The organism is Blautia sp. MB18-30 (assembly GCF_023669475.1).
Taxonomy (GTDB): Bacteria; Bacillota; Clostridia; order Lachnospirales; family Lachnospiraceae; genus Blautia_A; species Blautia_A fusiformis.
The window spans coordinates 1-20,842 of record NZ_JAMOYY010000049.1 but is presented as its reverse complement, the minus strand read 5'-3'; the positions used below and the strand labels follow the sequence as shown (position 1 = coordinate 20,842).

Sequence of the window (20,842 nt, the reverse complement as noted above, 5' to 3'; positions counted from 1 at the left end):
ACAGGAATAGACGACATTGTTGTTTGATTTATATGTTGTGTTCATATTTGTATTATACTATGGTTTATCAGTTAATACAATTACTATTTTGTCCATCTTCAATTACTTGCATAAATTACGATCAGAGTAATCACTACCGTAATAACAATACTGTTTAAAAGAAACGGATAAAATTAAAGTGTGCGTTCATATTGATGTAGTTATCAATGATGAATTTCTGCGGAAGGAGATGATGCTCCAGAGCCATGATCTCCTGATTTTCCTTAAAGGATGAAGCTTCTGATCCGCCAGCACTGGCAAAGCTCCGGGATTTCCGTTACAAACCCTCCCGATACACGCTGTTGATCGTAGCCTGGGCGTGCTCCAGCTCTTTCTTCCGGACGATGGCTTCCCTGTCACTTAAGATCGCCAGCATCTCATCGATCACATCCTCCACTCTGGGACTTGTCACCCTGTATAAATACCCCAGCATCCGTGTAGCTGTGTAATCGGTATTCATATGTTTATAGGCGATTTCCCGGCACAGCTCATCGGGATAGCCCTTATCCTGAAGCGCTCTGTAAAGCTCATCTGTTCTTGTATCTGCCATATGCTCCTGAGATTCCTTTCCTGTTTTTATTATAATTTCGCCAAGCGGATATTCGCGATCCGCTTTCGCTGGTTCCATCCATATTCAGTACAATAAATCGAACATTTCCCTTCCACTCTTCTGCATGATCACAAACGCAACCGCTTCACGATTTATCATCCTCATCCATGCCAGTTTCTTTACCAGCCTTATATATCCCCCGGATCCCCAGGATCAATGTCACGAAAATCCCTGTGATCAGTATCCACACCGGCCACATAGGTGCCGTTCCCAGATTCCCGCTGATCCCGGCATAAAGACATACTCCAATGGATAACAGCTTGATCACAGACATCATTTTTGACGCAATCTCAAAGATATGCTCTCTGTTTTCCTCTGTCACCTCAACTGGATAGTTCCACCACTGTGGAAATCTCTGACAGAACATCAGAAGTGCCAGGATCAGCAGCCCCAAAATCGGCTCCAGAAGAAGGCTGCCCTTCTTTCCATACCGGTCCGGGATCCCATGCGCATTAAAATGGATCGGCACCCTCTCCGGCAGATTTCCCCAGGTGGCCACAAGATACATCACGTACCCAAGGATCATCAAAAAGCAGAGCACATCTGTAATATTCCGCAGTTTTTTCTCAGACATTATCCATCCCCCTTTCATTGCAAAATAAACCCGTCTGTAAATCGAATACTCTCTTTTCTGTATTTTACACACAAATTACCTGCTTGTAAAAGTATTTTGCAAAAAATTACCTTACATAACAATATCTGTTAAGCACTAACGATTGCATACGAAATTTTTATATGATAAAATAGACATGTTGTCCAAAAACATATTTAAGAAAGGGAAAGAAATATGTTAGAAAAAATCTTCAAGCTGTCCGCAAATAAAACGGACGCCAAAACAGAGGTTCTGGCAGGTATCACCACCTTCATGACAATGGCCTATATCCTGGCAGTTAACCCGAACATCCTGTCCGCAACCGGCATGGATTCCGGAGCTGTATTCACAGCTACCGCACTGGCAGCCTTCCTGGGAACGCTGCTGATGGCAATCTTCGCCAACTACCCGTTTGCACTGGCACCAGGAATGGGTCTGAACGCATACTTTGCCTATACAGTTGTTATCGGTATGGGATACAGCTGGCAGTATGCACTGACTGCAGTTTTTGCAGAAGGTATCGTATTTATCGTTCTTTCACTTACCAATGTACGTGAAGCGATCTTCAATGCGATCCCTCTAAACCTGAAATCCGCAGTCAGTGTTGGTATCGGTCTTTTCATCGCATTTGTAGGATTACAGAATGCCAATATCGTGATCGGCGGCTCCACTCTGCTGCAGCTTTTCTCTGTAGATGGCTACAACGCAGCCAAGGGTGTAGAGGCTTCCTTCAACAACGTTGGGATCACCGTTATCCTGGCTCTGATCGGTATCATCGTAACCGGAATCCTGGTTGTTAAAAATGTAAAGGGAAACATCCTCTGGGGTATCCTGATCACATGGGGACTTGGAATCATCTGTCAGTTCGCCGGACTTTATGTTCCGAACCCGGAGATCGGCTTCTACAGCCTGCTCCCGGATTTCAGCAACGGACTCTCTATCCCGAGCCTTGCTCCGATCTTTGCGAAGCTGCAGTTTGACGGAGTTTTCTCACTGGATTTCCTTGTTATCCTGTTTGCATTTTTATTTGTAGATCTTTTTGATACTCTTGGAACTCTCGTTGGTGTCTCTTCTAAAGCAGGCATGCTGGATGAAAATGGCAAGCTTCCTAACATCAAGGGCGCACTTCTTGCAGATGCAGTTGCAACAACTGCCGGTGCAGTTCTTGGTACATCCACAACCACTACCTTCGTAGAAAGTGCTTCCGGTGTATCCGAAGGCGGAAGAACCGGACTTACCGCAGTGACAACTGCCATCTTATTTGGCCTGTCCCTGTTCCTGTCTCCGATCTTCCTGGCAATCCCGTCCTTTGCCACAGCTCCGGCTCTGGTGATCGTCGGTCTGTACATGCTCAGCAATGTTATCAGCATTGATTTCAGCGATATGTCCGAGGCAATCCCATGTTATGTATGTATCATCGCAATGCCGTTCTTCTACAGCATTTCCGAAGGTATCTCCATGGGAATTATCACATACGTAGCAATCAACCTGATCACAGGTAAGGCAAAAGAAAAGAAGATCAGCGCTCTGATGTATGTACTGGCAGTGCTGTTTATCCTGAAATATATTTTCCTGTAAAATATGGTAAAAAATTCCCGGGCCTTTTGTCCCGGGAGTTTTTTTATTCCAGCAAAATATTCTTATTTCTTCGGCTGATACCGCATATTCGATACATTATAAACCGTAATAAACGCTTTCGGGTCCTCCTGGTTTATAAACTTCATCAGCTTCTGATATTCACCTTTATCTACGATGGTGATGATCTCACGGCGTTTTTCCATGTTATAGGCTCCGATGGCCTCATAGATCGTGGCTCCGCTGTGCAGGTCATGAATGATAAACTGCCTCAGCTCCTCTTCCTTTTTCGTGATGATGCAGACACGCCGCTTGATATTATTGTCAAAAATAAAATGATCCAGAACGATTCCGTTAAAATACGTTCCCAGAATACTTAAGACCACCGTCTTTTTATCATACACAAGCGCCGCGGAAAGTGCCACGCACATACCGGAAAGAGACATGGCTTTTCCAAGTTCCATGTGGAGATACTTATTCATGATCTTCGCCACGATATCCAGTCCGCCTGAGGATGCATTCCTGTTAAAAAGAATGCTAAGTCCCACACTCACTACCAGAATATAACACAGAACATCCAGTTCCTGGCTGTCTGTCATGGAACCGAAATTTGGAAAAATGATCTCAAACAATCCCAGAAACAACGGCAGCATTACACTGGTATAAACCGTCTTAACTCCAAACTCTCTTCCACAGGTAAAAAATCCAATGATCAGCAATACCACATTCAGGATCATGGTAATCGCCGACAGCTGCAGCGGCACAAAGTTGGAAAGCACGATTCCAAGACCGGAAATACTGCTGACCGACGTATGGCTTGGCACTAGGAAAAAATATACCGCCGCTGCAATGATCGCCACTGCCACGGTGAGGATCACGGTTTCCTTAACGATATCCGCATAATTCAGTTTCTTTTTCATGATTTCAGATACTCTTCCCATTCTTTTTCTTTAGCGCCCACCAGCACCTTGTCTTTCCCAACAAGGATTGGTCGTTTCACAAGCATCCCGTCTGTTGCAAGAAGCGCAAGCTGCTCTTCCTCACTCATCTCCGGAAGTTTATCTTTCAGTTTCATCTCTTTATAAATATTTCCACTGGTATTGAAGAAACGCTTCAGCGGAAGACCGCTTTTTTCCCACCAGGCTTTCAGTTCCTCTGCAGTTGGATTGTCCGTCTTAATATCACGCAACGTATATTCCACATTGCTCTCATCCAGCCATTTCTGAGCCTTTTTACAAGTACTGCATTTTTGATAGCATACAAATAACATCTTATGTCCCCCTGTTCTTCGGCAGTAAATACGTAAATTCACTGCTGTCTGTTTTTTTGCCTACAGCACAGAATTTTTATAGAACTCTTTTACTGTACTGTCCAGGTTTTATTTTAACATAGACGATGCGGTATTTCTATCCTCTTGTTCCGACCATATCCGCTTCGATTCCTGTTTCATCTCATCCACAATTTTCTCCGCTGCATCCAGATCTCCCTTTGCTTCCAGCTCTGTTAATTCCAGGCTCTTCTTTCTGGCCACCTCACTCATGTAATAAACTTCCTTCACCGTTTCCGGGATGCTGTCATCTTCCGGTGATACTTCCTCTGTCTTTTTGGAAAAATCCTGAAGCAGCATGTCATCGCCTTTCAGTTCCAGAGTTCCTGCATATGGCGCGTCAATGGCGTAGACGAACTCTGTTTTTCCATCTTCTGTGTACTGTACTTTCATTCGGTTGATGAGATTATTGGAAGAATACAAACTGTTATTTTTTACGTACATTCCGCTGTTTTCCAGGGTCATGTATTTTTCGTTGAAATACCAGTGGTCGTAGCCTGCTGCCGCAGCGATGAGTGTCAGGATAACTGCCACTGCTGCTGTCAGCACTCTGCGTATTATTAATTTTTTCCGGATTTTTTTCAGCGCGGCTGCGCTTCCGGTATTTGCATTACTTTCAGTATTTTCCGTCCCACCAGTTCCACATCCTGCTACAGAAGCTACAGATGATCTTATCCGGGCCTGCTCTTTTCCCTGCTCTTCTTTCATGATCTCCAACATTTTTCTGCATTCCTGACAGGTTCCCATATGTTCTTCCACCAGCGCCCGACTGTCTTCGCTTAATATCCCATCTATATAAGATGGCATCAAATCCTGTATTACGTCACATGTAATCTTCATATTCCAGCTCCTCTCTGATCTTTACTCTTGCACGGTAATAAGTCACCCGCGCCCAGTTTTCACTTTTTCCAAAAAGTATTCCGATCTCACTAAACTTAAGCTCTCCGAATGTCCGCAGGGAAAAAACTTCTTTATACGGTTCCGAAAGGCCATGCAAAACTTTGTGGATCTCCATAGCCTGACTCCGCCGTGCCAGCTTTTCCTCAAAAATTTCTCCGCCATGGCTTTCTGCTGTTTCCGGCTGCTCCTCTCCGGGAAGTTGATTTTTCTGCTTTTTCAGATGGTCGTACAACGTATTCTTTGCAATCTGGCAAAGCCACACCCGCACATCGCAGTCATCACGGAACTGATCTGCTTTTTTCAGCGCCTTAAAAAATGTCTCCTGGGTCACTTCCTCAGCCAGCGCTCCATCCCGTGAGACAGAACGGATATACCGATATACAATGTCAAAATATGTCCGGTAAAGTTCCTCAATATTCATCGGTTCTTTCTTTTCCTCCCTTCTCACTTATAAGACGCACTGATCTCAAAAACGTTACAGAAAATTTCTAGTCTTTTAATTGATTTTTCTTTTTTACTTTGATACGATTAATCCAATTATATAAAAATAATAATATATTTTTCATGAGGTGATTACAATGTCCAATATCTTTGATATTACTAAATTCGACTTGTACAAAGAAGATAATCGCCGCGAAGTAAAGAAATCCAATGGTGGATTACCATCTTCTTTATGGGATACCTACTCTGCATTTGCCAACTGCTATGGCGGAGTAATCATCCTGGGAGTTGCTGAAAATAAAGACGGAAGCTGGAGAACTACAGGATTAAAAGCAGAAAATCAAGGCAAATTATTAAAAGAATTCTGGGATACTATAAACAATCGAAAAAAGGTAAATATAAATCTTCTCACCGACACTGATGTAGAAACCTTTAAACTCAATGATGATATGATCATTGTAATTTATGTTCCAATGGCTCGCCGTGAACAAAAACCGGTTTATATTAATGATGATATTTTTAATGGAACTTTTCGCAGAAATCACGAAGGAGATTATCACTGTACCAAACTCCAGGTTAAAACAATGATTCGAGATCAAACTGATAATACTATGGATATGAGTGTTCTTGATGACGTTCCTATGACTGATCTGAACTATGAAACCATACAGGGATACAGAAACCGTCACAGATCATTGAAACCAGCACATCCTTTTGGCCGCCTGGATGATTTTGAGTATCTTCGCAGCATAGGAGCTGCCGCTATTTCAAATATCGATAAGCAATTACATCCAACAGCTGCCGGAATGCTTATGTTTGGAGATGAATATAATATTGTTCGTCATTTTCCTGAGTATTTTCTCGATTATCAGGAAATACTTGATCCTTCAATACGCTGGACAGACCGCTTACAATCCAGTTCTGGAGAATGGTCTGGTAATATCTGTGATTTTTATTTCAGAGTTTATAACAAACTTATCACGGATATAAAAATCCCTTTTAAGACTGTTGATGGAAATCGTATCGATGATACACCTATTCACGAAGCCCTCAGAGAAGCATTAGCCAATTGTTTAATAAACGCTGATTTTTATGGCGTACGTGGTATTGTTATCAGAAAAAATACTGAAAAAATAATATTTGAAAACCCTGGTTATTCCCGAACTGGTAAACAACAGATGCGTAAAGGTGGAATATCAGACCCTCGAAATAAAATATTGATGAAAATGTTTAATCTCATCAATATAGGTGAACGTGCCGGAAGTGGTGTTCCAAATATTTTTAATACTTGGGCAGATCAGGGGTGGCCTGAGCCAATCATTGAAGAAGAATTTGATCCAGACCGCACTATCTTAGTTCTTACTATTAAGAAAAAGCGACGTACAAAAACAAGCAGTAAAAAACAAGCGATAAAAACAAGCGATAAAACAAGCAATAAAACAAGCAATAAAACCTTTCAACATATGAATAAAATAAAAAAATATCTGTCCAAAAACGGGCCTTCAAAAACAAGCGATATCGCTTCTTATATAAAATTAAGCTCTCCACGAACCAGAGCTATATTAAACGAAATGCCTGACGTATCACATGATGGTCCTAATAATAATAGAAAATATTTTTTGAAATAAACGTTTCTTATAAATAAAGCCCCTTGTTTCACAATCGCAAAACAGGGAGCTTTATTTTTTTATTCAAAACCAATGCGTAATTTCCGACGGCCGGTAACCTTACATCTGACGATCAATCAGCTGCAGTATCTCGGACATTCCTCGTACACTCTGCTCTCTGCTGCATACCTTCACATCGTTCCATGCTTTTCATAATATTTCTTTTTTTCCGCATACATAAGATCATCTGCTCTTCTCAGCATTGTCTCAAGCTCCGAAGAGCTTTCCTCCCAGACAACACCAACAGAAACACTGATCCTTTTAGCAGTAATGCTGTCACAGATATCCCGAACCTTACTCCGAAAAATCTTCTCATCCATATCAAAACAGATGAGTACAAATTCATCGCCACCTACCCGGTAAGCATTTTCCGGTAGAATCGCAAGCATGGAACGCGCTGTATTTATGATCAGCCTGTCTCCGGCCTCATGTCCGTAAAGATCATTCACCCGTTTCAGACCATTGATATCAATATATGCTACTCCTGTTTTTATCACTGTTTTTGCCTGCATGCCTTCCAAAACCTGAATATACCTGTTCCTGTTATACAAGGTCGTCAGCATATCACGGTAGCTCATGTACTGCAGACACGCCTTACGCTCCTTGGCTTTCAGGCTGTCCGTTAAAAAGTACTGTATGGATGACAGCAGCGTATGATCCTCATAGTGCAGTCTTGGATTATCTACCCCGAGAAATCCTATGATCTTTCCGTCACTGTTTAAAGGAACGGCCAGCAGCCTGGTGATGTCCTGCATCTTCAGAGTCTCATAATACGGCTGCCCCTGCTCCTCCTCAATATCCGGAATATAATACAGGCCATTTTTCCGAAAGCTGTCCATCCAGATATCCAGCATTTCCATGGGAACCTCCTGAAGATTATCCTTCTCAGCAGTCACTCCGTTCATGGCATACTCATAGGTATTTGTACAGACATTCCTCTTTTCATCGATCTGAACAATATAACTGCGATCTCCGTCAAAATACCCGCTGATAATACGCAGCAGATTGGAGATCGCCGCATCTTCATCTTCTCCTGATATCAGCTCAGCAATGCATTTATTCAGTATCGTTGCGATCTCAAGTCTTTCCTTTATCTTGCCCTCTCTGCTTATCAGCTGATACATTTCCTGATTCAGCTCCGTCATCGTCACGATAAACATAATGATCATGGAAATACCAACAGAAAACTCGATCAGCGACATTCCATACCAGAATGCCTGCACAGCTGCCGCCACTGCCGGAAGTACAATGCATGACAGCATAGAGAACAGGAGCTTCCTGCTGACTCTCTTTTTGTACTGGAGCAAAAGTGTAAGATCAATGAACATACCTGCTGCCGGAAGAAGAATTGACATAATATATAACGGTGCCCGATGGTAATAATTATCCACATCTATGTAATAATACCAGTGAGTAAACTGCGAGATCACCACAAAAACAGCCCCTGCGGCAGCAATAATATATCCAGCTTTTACTCTTTTTAATGTTCTCCGCTCTTTCTTCGAAAACAGATAAACACACACATAAATGTGAAAACACAGCAGGACTACGTCACTTAAAAGGAATACGAGAAAACTCGAAATACGGACCATCACACTGCCCGGAACTCCGGGATATCCCCTGAAAATATACGCCATGGCATCCATCAGCAATAACATGGAAGCAAAACTCTCCATCAGGATAAGATACCGACGCTTTTCCCTGTCATAATTACTGCTCAGAAATATACATAATGCAGCTATGGCACAAAATACACATCCCCATATAAGTATCGCTACCTGCAGTACTTTTTCATCCGGCATAAAAAACACTCCTCACATTCGTCACTTACAATAAGTATTACACTTTACCGTGTAAAAGTCAACCTTTCAAAAAAATCCCGGAGTACATTGTCATACTCCAGGATTTTGTCGTCAACCGGATAAAAGCAACCGCATTCGCTACATAATTCTACACCAGATAACTGCTTCGCAGTTGATTCAGTTAAAGCTCTTCCCCGCAGGATTCAATCACTTTTTTGTACCAGTAAAAAGAATCTTTGCGGATTCTGGAAAAGTCTCCGGTCCCGTCATCATTTTTATTTACATAGATAAGACCATAACGCTTCTTGAATTCTCCAGTGGAGGCACTGACAAGATCTGTACAGCCCCAGCAGGTGTAGCCGATCAGATCTACTCCGTCATGGATTGCTTCCTTCATCTGCTCTATATGGCGGCGCATATATTCAATACGGTAATCATCGTGAATCTTTCCATCCTCTGTCAGCTGATCCACCGCCCCAAGACCATTTTCCACGATCATGATCGGAATCTGATAGCGGTCATAGATCTGGTTCAGAACATAGCGAAGACCAGTTGCATCGATCTGCCAGCCCCAGTCGGAAGCTTTCAGATATGGATTTTTCAGATTGTCACTTCCATTTCCGGCCGTTTTCTCTCCGTCCTTTGTCACGCTGACACAGCTACTGGAATAATAGCTGATAGTGAAAAAGTCCACCGTACCCTTCTTGAGGATCTCTTTATCCTCCTGAAGAACCTCCAGCTGGATTCCGTGCTCCTCAAAGTATCTCGCTGCAAATCCCGGATAATATCCTCTTACATGAACATCACCGGCAATGGAATTGTGGATCTGCCCAAACTGCTGTGCATATAAGATATCATCCGGATGGCAGGTATATGGATAACCATTGTGATAAGCAAGCATACAGCCAAGCATAAACTCCGGATCGATCTCATGAGCCATAGAAACTGCAAGTGCACTTGCTACCAGCTGGTGATGCATTGCCTGATAACGGCTCTGCTCACATACATCCTTCGGGTCCAGCATTCCTGCACAGAATACCGCACCAAAGTCCTGCGTCAGCATATTGATCTCATTAAAAGTCAGCCAGTATTTTACCTTACCTTTATATCTCTCAAATAAAACCTTTGCAAATCGAAGATAGAAATCGATCATCTTACGATTTTTCCATCCGCCATACTCCAGAGAAAGATGAAGGGGATTCTCATAATGAGAGATCGTTATCAGCGGCTCAATGTTATATTTTCTCAGTTCGTCGATCACATTGTCGTAGAACTTAAGGCCTTCCTCATTTGGAGTTTCCTCATCCCCATTTGGGAACACTCTGGACCAAGAAATAGAAAAACGATATACCTTAAATCCCATCTCTGCAAAAAGAGCAATATCCTCTTTCCAGTGATGATAAAAATCAGTCGCCTGGTGATTGGGATAAAATTCTTCCGGTAACGGTGCCGGCGGTGTAAGACGACGTTCCTTATCCACACTTCCTCCTGTCAGGATATCTGCAATGGACGGGCCTCTGCCATCCTCATCCCAACCGCCTTCATACTGGTTCGCAGCGGTTGCTCCGCCCCAGAGAAAGTTTTCCGGCATACGGTTATAATTTTTCATATTTTAATTTTCTCCTTTTTACAAACATCAGGCGGATCTGTTATCTCCGCCTGATGTTTCGTTATTATTCTTATACAATAGTCAGGAATTTATCTCCTGCATTTACAGCTGCATCTTCTTTTTCCATGCATACTGCTTTGATATAATCAGAAATATTGGTCACAACAACCGGTGTGATCAGATCATATCCTTCTTTCTTAATGGCATCCATATCGAATTCCACAAGAAGCTTTCCTTTTTTTACCTTATCTCCATCAGAAACATGGGATTTAAAATATTTACCATTTAAATTTACAGTATCAAGTCCGATGTGGATCAGAATTTCTGCTCCACTTTCTGTCACAAACATGATTCCATGTTTGCTGTCCATGATATTTGCCACCGTACCATCTGCCGGTGCATAAACCTTTCCTTCTGATGGAACGATTGCTGCTCCGTCACCTAAAACCTTATCCGCAAAAGTTTTATCCGGAACATCGGAAAGTGCTTTTACAGTTCCTGCTACCGGTGCACAAAGCTCGATCTTATCTACAAGCGGAGCGTTCTGCTGTGCCGGCTGTTTTTCTGTATCTGTGTTCTGTACTTCATCCTCTGTCTCAGCCTTTACATCCTCAAATCCGAAGATAAGCGTAAGAACAAAAGCAGCTACAAAAGATACCACGATCATAATGATTCCATAAATCAGATTGATTAATCCCTTCTCGCCGATAAACGCCGGGATCGCCATGATACAATTCTGTGCAATGTAAAGAGAAACCTGAAGAAGTCCTCCTACGATACCACCGATTCCGGCTGCGATGGAAGCTGCTACAACCGGTCTTTTCAGTTTCAGTGTAACACCATACAGAGCAGGCTCTGTGATACCCATAAGAGCGGAAACACCGGCTGCACTTGCCAGCTGTTTCATGTTGCTGTCCTTGGATCTTACAGCTACTGCAAGAGAAGCTCCGGACTGTGCAAGGTTAGAGCATACCTGAGATACAAAGATCAGTGTATCGGTACCACCGGTTGCAATGGCATTCAGTCCGATCGGTGTCAGCGCATGGTGCATACCGGTCATAACGATGAACGGGAAGGTTGCTGCAAGGATACCTACAATAATGAAACCAAGTTTTACGGACAGGAAGTTGATAGCTACCGCAAGTCCGTTACCAATAATTGTTCCGAGCGGTCCAACTACGATCAGGGCGATCGGTGCACTGATCAGAATTACCAGTGTCGGGTTCAGGATCAGTTTTACCATTTTCGGTGTGATCTTATCAACCAGAATCTCAATATAATGTGTGATCCATACCATCAGGATAACCGGAATAACGGAATAAGAATAAGTTGCTTTTGTGATCGGCAGACCAAACAGTGTGATGGCCGCATCACCAGCTACCATAGTTACAAAGGTAGGGCTTAAGTAAACACCGGCAATAAACAGCGCCAGTGACTGGTTCACGCGGAAAACCTTGGCAGCATTTGCTGCGATCAGGAACGGCATGAAGTAGAAAGTAACATCTCCGATAAAACTGATCACCTGGTAGGTACTGCTTGTTTCTGATACCAGATGAAAAGTTGTCAGCAGGGTAAGTACAACTTTGATCATACCGGCTGCAGTCAGGGCAGGGATCATCGGGGTCATACATCCGGTGATGGCATCGATAACTTTTGAAACAACACTCTTTGAGCTGTCAGAGTTCGCTGCCGGTGCATCATCGGTAGGAACGCCTTTGTCTTCCAATGCCTTGTAAACAGCGTTTACTTCGTTTCCTGCGATAACCTGGAACTGATCTTCATGCCAGTTAACGCCGGAGATCTCAGAAAGCTTTAAGATCTCTTTCTCGTTGATCTTCGATCTGTCTTTCACATAGAAACGAAGCCTTGTCATGCAGTGGAACAGACGGGTGATATTATCTTTTCCGCCCAGCGCTGCAATCAGTGTGTCTGCAGTTTTTGCATAGTCCTTTTTCATTTGGGGACCTCCTTTAATAATAAATATTGAAATTTATATTAAAGGTCTTGCCTGAAAAGATACGCACATGGCACGTATTTCAGTAACAATCCATTAACACCTAATTTATAAAACAATCTCTTTTCACAGATTTTTCAGACGTTTATGGTCTTCTGTGATCTTCTGGATATGAATCGTCAGATACAGCATTTCGTCCTCAGTCATAGCGTATTTATATTCCTCTTCCATCATAAGATAGATCATTTTTACACAGCCGTAAGCTTCTCTGTACTGCTCCTTGATGATCTTGAAAAGCTCCTGATTCTCATCATAGTGAAGCTCTTTATGAAGGAATCTCTGGGCAAAATATTTCAGATGCGTGAGAAACCGCTGATAATACAGATTATCCTCCTGAAATTCCATATTGTCATAATACTTCTCCACGATGTCCAGGATCTGATGTACGATAATGGAAATCTGATAGCTGTCCGTCTTGCCGCCATCTTCCGCATTCACAAAATGCAATGCAAAAAATCCTGCTTCATCTGCAGAAAGATCTACCTCGAACATCTCATTTACCTTTTTCAGTAATTCCAAGCCGATCTCATATTCCTTATGATAAAGCTGCTTGATATCCAGAAGCAGCATATTCTGAAGGCGGATTCCGTTTTCAAGTCTGGAGATCGCACCCATGATATGGTCGCTAAGGGAAAAATAAATACTGTCATTTAATTTCATCCCCTCTTTTTCCTTCACTTCATTTACAAAAGCTTCCACAAAATCCAGATATTTTTCCGGAATAGCAGTCAGATAACCCTGTATCTCCTTGCTGATCTGGGCATTTTCCGCAGTAAAGATCTTCTCGATCCTGGACTCCTCCACTTGCTGTCCTTTCTTTTTCTGAAAGGCAATTCCGCAGCCCTTTACAATAACTTCATGTCCCTGTCCATCCCTGGACAGTATCAGATTATTATTCAAAATCTTATGGATAACCATATTCCTGTTCCCCCGCTGCCAGACAAATAAAAAAAGACCATTACAGTATATAGAAAACCTATTCCTATACTACTATAAGGTCTTGCCTGACGATAAATAAATATTTCAGTAACAATCCTTCTGATTCGTAACTATTTAATAACTGTACGTAATAGTATCAGAAAAAATATATGTTGTCTATCTGGAATATTTAATAAAATATTTATAATATTTTTGTGAACTTTGACAAAATCCCCTGATGATCCTGCCATACGGATCAACGGGGGATTTTCTGTTCAGCTTTTTATTCTTCAGATCTCTTTTCCCTTTGTCGCAACGACATGTACAACAAACGGTACAAACAATGTAATAAACGCCGCATATCCAAGGTATGCATATCCCTTTTTAACAACTGTCATCAGACCGAACTGTGCGATGGCAAATGCCAGGAATGTAAAAATCGCTGTGAAAACTGCATTTCTTCCAAGGTGTCCCTGCGCTTTTTTCGCCGGGCTGTCCATACGACGCTCCACTGCATTTACGCAGCGGGTCACAATACCGGAGATCATATTTACTGCTGTGGAAATAGCTCCAAGGATGATCAGCAGAGAAATGATTGGTGTCAGGATACCGGCGCCTACACCGTTCTGGACCAGTACCAGCATCGGTACCGAGGCAGATGCCAGTTCACTTACATATGCAATGGCAAGAAGTCCGAGGATGGAAAGCTCCATTGCACAGAAGTTGCATACAAACATCCAGATCGCTGCTTTGTTGATCTGTTTTTCGTCCGTTACATCCTCCATGTGCTGGTACATAACAGAAACAGATGCCAGCTGGAAGAAGAAATAAAGGACTGCTGAATAGAGGGCCGGTCCAAAGGCTCCGCTCTCGGAGGAAAGTACAGTCATTTCTCCGGAGGACATAGTATGGATGGAAGCTGTGATATCTCCCCACTGTGCAATGATATTCGGAACAAGTACCAGTACAAGACCGATGATGATCAGCACACTTAATGTAGAAGCACATTTTCTTACGACATTGGTTCCGAAAAGCGCGATCACAAAGATAAATGCTGCAATGATCAGTGTACAGAGCCAGTACGGGATCCCGAACAGTGTCTGCAGTGTGGAACCGCCGGTTGCAAAGGCTGCTGCTGATGCAGTTCCGATCATGATCAGGTAACAGATCTCATAGAGATTGGACATAACCGGTTTCGTTTTTCCGTAAAGACTGTCGGAAAAGCTTCTGTAATCGTAGGTTTTGTGTTTATAAGCATAGCGCATTCCATACCAGAAAAACAGTGCATACAATCCCTGTGTCACTGCCGGCAGGATCAGACACCAGATACCGTAGTTGATAAAGTACTGATAGATCTGCGCTCCTGATGCGAATCCACCTCCGAACTGTGTGGTAAATGCGACGAACGCAAGTCCCATAGCCAGAGGCATTTTACTTTGTAATGATTTATTCTGACTCATCTCTCTTTCCCCCATTTTTTATTTATTATATTCGATGACTTTTCCCGGATTCAGGATCAGTTTGTCATCGAAAGCCAGCTTGATGGCTTTATAAAGAGCGATCATTCTCGGGCCAGCAAACTCTTCCAGGAATTCCAGACGTCCGTTTCCGATACCATGCTCACCGGAAAGCTGGCCGCCCAGTTCTTTGGACAGTGCATACAACTCTACCAGGCTTGCGTGGGTGGCTTCTTTCCACTCCTGGTCGCTCATTTCCGGTCCACGGAGCATCTCTGTATGGATGTTACCGTCTCCGCAGTGTCCGCAAGGCTCTACACGGATTCCGTGTGCGCTTGCAATCTTTTTGGCTGCTTTTACATACTCTGCGATCCTTGCTCGTGGAACAACTACGTCACACTCTTCCTGTGCGACAGAATCTGCTTTCATTCCTTCCAGGATTCCGCCTCGGACACTCCATACAGCACCTGCACGCTCCGGCGTTCCTGCGATACAGCAGTCCAGAGCTCCGTTTGCCAGAGCTGCTTCCGCTGCTGCCTCTACTGCGCTGTCAAGTTCCTGCTTACTGGAAGCATCATACATAACGATCAGCACTGCTTCTCCCTGTTTTACCGGGAACATTTTGTTTAGATTACGTTCTACGATATCGATCAGTTCTCTTTCCAGAAACTCGATGGCTGTTGGCACAAACGGCAGCTCCAGAACCTTCGGGACCATGTCTGCACATTCCTCAAGACTCCTGAACGGCATTACAAGGGTACAGGTGCAGGTCGGTGCGGGAAGAAGCTTCAGCGTTACCTGAGTCAGGATACATAAGGTTCCCTCTGAGCCGATCACCAGATCTTTTACATCATATCCCGTTGTGTTCTTCACAACGTTGGATGAAAAATTCATGATGGAACCATCCGGCATAACTGCCTCGATACAACGGACGAAATCCCTGGTCAGTCCATATCGTACCGCCTTCATACCACCGGCATTTGTGATAACATTACCGCCGATGGAAGCTGTTTTTTCGCCCGGATCCGGCGGATAAAAAAGTCCGCCTGCCGCTGCTGCCGCCTGGATATCAATGAGAAGTGCTCCCGGCTCCGCTGTGATGGTCTGGTTCTTTCTGTCGATCGGAAAAATCTTGTTCATGCGCATCACAGAAAGCATGATTCCACCATATTTACAGGTTGCTCCGCCTGCAAGTCCGGTTCCTGCGCCACGGCATACCACCGGGATATTTTCTTTATATGCGTAAGCCATGATGGCTGAGATCTCTTCTTTATTTAAAACCTCCACATAAAGCTCCGGAGGAAAAACTCCGTACTCCGGCATCTCATCACGATAATATTCTTTTGCGATCTCGTCGCCGACCCATACACGATCTGAAGCAGTCACAGAACGGATGTAGTCAAAATCTTCTGAAGTCATTTTTTTATAGGGATATGCCATGACTTAATCCTCCTTCCGATTCTTTATCAGTTCTGTCAGCTCCGGTACAACCTGATACAGATCGTCCACGATGCAGTAATCGGCAACATTAAAGATCTGTGCCTCCGGATCATTGTTGATCGCTACGATACAGTCAGATCCTGTCATGCAGGAGGTAAACTGGATAGCACCGGATACGCCGCAGGTGATGATCAGCTTCGGACGGACAGTTCTTCCGGAAAGTCCGATCTGATGTGCAACATCTCCGAATCCGTTTTCTACCATAGGACGGGTGAAGGCAAGCTGTCCGCCAAGGGCATCTGCCAGTTCCCAGCACATTTCCACATCTTTTTCATTCCGGACACCACGGCCTGCTACTACCAGAACATCCTCTTCCTCAAGGCTCTTTACCTTATCAATGACCCTGGATGACAGAATCTTGATCCTGGAATCTGCCATTTTTTCATTTACCGGACATACAACCACCTGACCATGCGGATTTTTTACTTTTTCTGCCTTGTCCATAACCTTATAACGGACCGTGGCAAACTGTGGCCGTGATTTGGTGATGCCGATCTGAGCCATGATATTTCCGCCGAAAGCCGGTCTGATCTGGATCATATCGGTGTTGGAACGGATATCCAGAGTTGTGCAGTCTGCAGTCAGTCCCGTATGGAATCTGGTGGAAAGCCTCGGTGCAAGGGAACGCCCCAGCGCAGTAGCTCCGATCAGCACAGAGCTTGGTTTGTTTGCTGCGATACAGTCTGCAACTGCGTCTGTATAACAGTCTGCGCGGAAGCCTTCGAAGCCTTCATGCTCATATACGTATACATTGTCTGCGCCATACGGCAGAAGCTTTTCCGCATTTTCCTTTGTTCCTTTTCCTCCGACGATCACACAGTTAACCTGATAACCGACTTTGACAGCCATCTTTCTTGCTTCTCCGATCAGCTCAAAGGTAACCGGATGGATCTCTCCTCTCTCCTGCTCCACATAGATAAGAAAGTTTTTCCATTTATCCTTGTCAAAGGATTTTGCCTTCTGCTCAAACCGGATGGCTTTCTCCGGGCAGTTACGAACGCAAAGCCCGCACATACGACAGGCATCACCTACAACAATTCCATTTCCCTCTATGGTGAGGGCCCCAAAAGGACATTTCTCCACGCATACTCCGCAGAGTACGCATTTGTTTATATCAAATTTTAAAAATTCCATGTTCCGCTTCCCCCTATATGATCTTCTTTCCGGTCAGGAGAGCAACAAGCTTGTCTGCTTTTTCCTTTGCAGTTCCTTCCAGATAAACCTGTTTTTCACTTTCCTCCGGCGCAAACATTTTTTCCACAGAGGTGGGGGAACCGATCAGTCCGTAACGGCTCAGATCCTGATCCGGCATATCTTCAAAGCTTAAGATCCGTACCGGACGGTCTGAAGTTGCCTTCTTTAATAAATAGGATGGCAGACGTGGCACGCAGGTATCCTTGTCAATGGTTAAAAGACATGGATACGGGATCTCAGAAACCTGAGAAACACTGACAAGATCCTGACGGACCTGAATGCTTTTTTCATTGACGTCCATGATCTCAGCTACCCATGCAGCATGTGGGATGGTCAGATGCTCTGCAATAGCCGGTCCAACCTGGGCTGTGTCACCATCTGTGGTCTGTCTTCCGCAGATGATCAGATCTGCACCGCCGATCACCTGGATTCCCTGTGCTAACGCATAAGAGGTTGCCAGAACATCCGCTCCCGCAAATTTTCGGTCTGAAAGGATCACGCCCTCATCAGCACCCATGGTATAAGCATCCCGGATCATCTCTTCCGCCTGAGGCGGTCCCATAGTAAGAACGGTTACAGTTCCGCCTGTTTTTTCCCGGATCGCAAGGGCTGTTTCCAGTGCAAACAGATCATATGGATTAGTCCTTGTCTCACCGGACATACGTTTCATGGCACCGGTTTCCGGATCGATATCAACCTTGGAAGTTGCCGGTACCTGCTTCATACATACAACGATCTTCATTTTCTATCTTCTTTCCTGTATTTTCACTTTTATTTTTTGCTTTAAAACGTTAAACAGCTGTATAAGTATAGCATTAACGTGGTATAAAGTCGAGAGGGTTTTGGTAAATTCTGCACAAAAAAGCATTGAAAAAACTTTTAAGCATGCTATAATTACTCTCCGTTATCAAATAAAGCAGACATATGAATCTTTACAATATCACATCGATCAAGGAGCATATATGTAATGGAAGACATCCGTGCAATCTACAGAATTTTCAACAATCTAAAATATGAAATGGAAAATAATGGATGGGTCTATCAGTGGCATTTAGGCGATGAACCTATAAAAGTAACTCATAAATTTAACCCTCCTGTAACACCTGAAGAATTTCAGCTGTTTGAAAAATATTTTCCCAATATGAAACTTCCTGCCTCATACAAAGCTTTTTTATCCTGCTCAAATGGCATGGAACTTTTTTGCGGAGAGGAAGGCAGTTCTTTAGTCAGCTGTACCATTTATTCTTTAAAAAGAGCGCTCAAAGAAAAGGAATCTTGGAATAGTACGCCTATTTTATCTGATCCGGAGTTTACATATCATCTTCCTGTTCTTTGCTTACAGGACATCGGCGATATAACCATGGATCTTCAGGCTGTATCAGAAGGCAGAGACGATTACCTATGCTATCCAGCTCCAGATACTGATCGTTTTAATATCCCTTTTAATGAATGGCTGGAAAGATATATCGTATGCCAGGGGCATGAATTCTGGTATTTCTTGAATCCATAAAACAGAAATTTTATGAATATTTTTCGTAAAAATACCCCGGAAGCCTTACGGTTCCGGGGTATCTTACGTTTGGACACAATGTACCTTGCGGTACTCAATATATATTAAATTAGGATGTTATACTAATTAACGGTTACTCGATAACTGTAGCAACACGTCCTGATCCTACAGTACGTCCACCCTCGCGATACTTTAATCCCGTTTTACCTCATATTTTTTATGGTTTTCTATCCAAAATACAGTGAAAAACGGCTGATTTGCACCATCTATTTTTATTTGCCTGATTTCTTGGCACCGTTTTGGCACCGGAATCCCTGGTCGAAAAGATTCTTTTCTACAGTTGCCCTACTCTCATCTGTCAACTTCATATTGCGCCGACAGTTTCAGGCGGTTATAATCAGAATATGGGTGCCACCATAACGGTAGGCGGTTAGTCCTTCAACAGAGGGTTGCAGAGTGCCACTGGCACTCGTTTTGCAACGACCGAAGTGAAACGGAGACCTGTGACCCTCTGATTACATAGAAACCCAAAAGGGAATCCACTGGAAAGAAGAACTAAGCCAATGAGTATTGTTGACTTCATAGCAGTAGTGAGCTTCGGCCTAACCTGCTTTTGTATCGGATATACATTAGGCAAGGATAATCATAAACCACAAAAATAACCGCCCAGTCTGCAAACTAAGCGGTTATTTTTGATAGATATTCTAAATAGTAAAACGGACTAACCGTCTATCGGTAGCACTCTTTTTTCTATAAGCATATTATCACGCATCTGTAAGAATGTCAAAAAGTTCTTTTTCATAGTATGTAATACGAATTTGAAAATACTTATAAGCCGAAAAAATACACCAGTACCAGCTTGATCACAGCAGCTCCACCAAAGGCAACAACTGCAGTTACAACTAATTGCATAGGTTTTGGGAAATTTTCGAACACAAAAACTTTCCTACTCTTGCTCCGCACCTTGCTTAAAGATCCTGTCGTAAATGCTGCTATCATTATGACTGACACAGATACCAAGGTCTCACAATAGCCGGCAAGCTTTCCTAACACATCATTATACATATATGCACCTGTTTCATGCAGAATCCAGTATAGAACCAATGCACAAACTCCCATGACACTTTGGAGCTTCATTTCCTTAAAAATCTTCTCTTTCTCTGTAGTTGCATAATCTGACATTGTTTTAGCAATTTTTCTTTCTTCTTCGTTCATCATCTCGCTTTTCCTTTCTCCACTGATAATCTCAGGAATGCTGATATCATAATAATCTGCAATATCCACAAGAATACTGATATCCGGCATATTGTTTCCGGTTTCCCATCTGGATACGGTCCTTCCAGAGACATTTAATATTTCTGCCAACTGCTCCTGTGTAATGCCTTTTTCTTTGCGAAGTTTTTTTAAAAAATTCCCGATTTTTACTTGGTCCACCTCAACTCCTCCTTTCATCATCAAATATAGAATCTGTTATCTGCAAATAACACGACACAAAGCGAGAAATGTCGTATTTTCACTAATAGACACAGTTGTCTATGCGTTTTTCATTTTTTCAATTATACAAACTGGAATTTATATAATTATTCCTCTAACTTTCCCCATTTTATAGGCTTTCCTGCCTGTCCATTAGTGAAATGATATGTAGTTTCCCTTATTTTTGCCCTTATGAGATAATCACAAGGGAAAT

At 43.1% G+C, this 20,842-nt stretch carries 18 protein-coding genes; 3 read left to right on the top strand and 15 right to left on the bottom strand.

Annotated elements, in window-relative coordinates; all coding sequences use genetic code 11:
- Positions 1 to 316: 316 nt before the first annotated feature.
- Complete coding sequence (locus tag NCY57_RS15025; protein ID WP_059086966.1) at positions 317 to 589, bottom strand: hypothetical protein; 273 nt, start codon at positions 587 to 589, stop codon at positions 317 to 319.
- A 145-nt stretch (positions 590 to 734) separates the two neighbouring features.
- Positions 735 to 1,223 carry a DUF1648 domain-containing protein gene (locus tag NCY57_RS15020; protein WP_173740140.1) on the bottom strand — a complete coding sequence of 163 codons (489 nt, stop codon included), beginning with the start codon at positions 1,221 to 1,223 and terminating at the stop codon, positions 735 to 737.
- Positions 1,224 to 1,436: 213 nt separating this feature from the next.
- Here NCY57_RS15020 and NCY57_RS15015 point away from each other — a divergent pair, with 213 nt between their 5' ends.
- Positions 1,437 to 2,819, top strand: a complete 1,383-nt coding sequence (locus NCY57_RS15015) for an NCS2 family permease (protein ID WP_015526334.1) — start codon at positions 1,437 to 1,439, stop codon at positions 2,817 to 2,819.
- Between the two features lie 62 nt (positions 2,820 to 2,881).
- Here the strand turns inward: NCY57_RS15015 and NCY57_RS15010 are convergent, their stop codons facing one another.
- The 4 genes from NCY57_RS15010 to NCY57_RS14995 all read right to left on the bottom strand — a co-directional run bounded on the left by NCY57_RS15010 (position 2,882) and on the right by NCY57_RS14995 (position 5,464).
- Complete coding sequence (locus NCY57_RS15010; RefSeq protein ID WP_015526335.1) at positions 2,882 to 3,736, bottom strand: YitT family protein; 855 nt, start codon at positions 3,734 to 3,736, stop codon at positions 2,882 to 2,884.
- Positions 3,733 to 4,086 carry an arsenate reductase family protein gene (locus NCY57_RS15005; protein WP_161209909.1) on the bottom strand — a complete coding sequence of 118 codons (354 nt, stop codon included), beginning with the start codon at positions 4,084 to 4,086 and terminating at the stop codon, positions 3,733 to 3,735. The genes NCY57_RS15010 and NCY57_RS15005 overlap by 4 nt, the downstream gene beginning before the upstream one ends.
- A gap of 108 nt (positions 4,087 to 4,194) precedes the next feature.
- Positions 4,195 to 4,983, bottom strand: coding sequence for a zf-HC2 domain-containing protein (locus tag NCY57_RS15000; RefSeq protein WP_161209907.1), 789 nt, complete (start codon positions 4,981 to 4,983; stop codon positions 4,195 to 4,197).
- Positions 4,967 to 5,464 carry an RNA polymerase sigma factor gene (locus tag NCY57_RS14995; protein ID WP_161209905.1) on the bottom strand — a complete coding sequence of 166 codons (498 nt, stop codon included), beginning with the start codon at positions 5,462 to 5,464 and terminating at the stop codon, positions 4,967 to 4,969. The genes NCY57_RS15000 and NCY57_RS14995 overlap by 17 nt, the downstream gene beginning before the upstream one ends.
- Before the next feature lie 157 nt (positions 5,465 to 5,621).
- Between NCY57_RS14995 and NCY57_RS14990 the strand changes: the two genes are divergently transcribed.
- Entirely contained in the window at positions 5,622 to 7,112 is a 1,491-nt protein-coding gene (locus NCY57_RS14990; RefSeq protein WP_021650622.1) for an RNA-binding domain-containing protein, read from the top strand.
- 170 nt (positions 7,113 to 7,282) lie between these two features.
- On the opposite strand, the gene NCY57_RS14985 is transcribed toward NCY57_RS14990, so the two are convergent.
- From NCY57_RS14985 to NCY57_RS14950, 8 genes are all read right to left on the bottom strand, one after another.
- Complete coding sequence (locus NCY57_RS14985; RefSeq protein ID WP_250789800.1) at positions 7,283 to 8,953, bottom strand: sensor domain-containing diguanylate cyclase; 1,671 nt, start codon at positions 8,951 to 8,953, stop codon at positions 7,283 to 7,285.
- A gap of 181 nt (positions 8,954 to 9,134) precedes the next feature.
- The gene (locus tag NCY57_RS14980; RefSeq protein WP_059086639.1) at positions 9,135 to 10,562 is read right to left on the bottom strand and encodes a glycoside hydrolase family 1 protein; all 1,428 of its coding nucleotides are present in this window, start codon (positions 10,560 to 10,562) and stop codon (positions 9,135 to 9,137) included.
- 70 nt (positions 10,563 to 10,632) lie between these two features.
- Positions 10,633 to 12,519, bottom strand: a complete 1,887-nt coding sequence (locus NCY57_RS14975; protein ID WP_227574256.1) for a beta-glucoside-specific PTS transporter subunit IIABC — start codon at positions 12,517 to 12,519, stop codon at positions 10,633 to 10,635.
- 123 nt (positions 12,520 to 12,642) lie between these two features.
- Positions 12,643 to 13,494 carry a BglG family transcription antiterminator LicT gene (gene licT, locus NCY57_RS14970; protein ID WP_059086637.1) on the bottom strand — a complete coding sequence of 284 codons (852 nt, stop codon included), beginning with the start codon at positions 13,492 to 13,494 and terminating at the stop codon, positions 12,643 to 12,645.
- A gap of 290 nt (positions 13,495 to 13,784) precedes the next feature.
- Positions 13,785 to 14,954, bottom strand: coding sequence for a YkvI family membrane protein (locus tag NCY57_RS14965; protein ID WP_059086636.1), 1,170 nt, complete (start codon positions 14,952 to 14,954; stop codon positions 13,785 to 13,787).
- Positions 14,955 to 14,972: 18 nt separating this feature from the next.
- Positions 14,973 to 16,391, bottom strand: a complete 1,419-nt coding sequence (locus tag NCY57_RS14960) for an FAD-binding oxidoreductase (RefSeq protein ID WP_021976221.1) — start codon at positions 16,389 to 16,391, stop codon at positions 14,973 to 14,975.
- 3 nt (positions 16,392 to 16,394) lie between these two features.
- Complete coding sequence (locus tag NCY57_RS14955; RefSeq protein ID WP_250789799.1) at positions 16,395 to 17,585, bottom strand: electron transfer flavoprotein subunit alpha; 1,191 nt, start codon at positions 17,583 to 17,585, stop codon at positions 16,395 to 16,397.
- Positions 17,586 to 17,598: 13 nt separating this feature from the next.
- On the bottom strand, positions 17,599 to 18,387 hold the full coding sequence (locus NCY57_RS14950) for an electron transfer flavoprotein subunit beta/FixA family protein (protein ID WP_021650628.1): 789 nt from the start codon (positions 18,385 to 18,387) through the stop codon (positions 17,599 to 17,601).
- 225 nt (positions 18,388 to 18,612) lie between these two features.
- Here NCY57_RS14950 and NCY57_RS14945 point away from each other — a divergent pair, with 225 nt between their 5' ends.
- Positions 18,613 to 19,155 carry an SMI1/KNR4 family protein gene (locus tag NCY57_RS14945; RefSeq protein WP_015526348.1) on the top strand — a complete coding sequence of 181 codons (543 nt, stop codon included), beginning with the start codon at positions 18,613 to 18,615 and terminating at the stop codon, positions 19,153 to 19,155.
- Positions 19,156 to 19,983: 828 nt separating this feature from the next.
- Here NCY57_RS14945 and NCY57_RS14940 read toward each other — a convergent pair.
- On the bottom strand, positions 19,984 to 20,589 hold the full coding sequence (locus NCY57_RS14940) for a helix-turn-helix domain-containing protein (protein WP_227574254.1): 606 nt from the start codon (positions 20,587 to 20,589) through the stop codon (positions 19,984 to 19,986).
- Between the last annotated feature and the right edge of the window lie 253 nt (positions 20,590 to 20,842).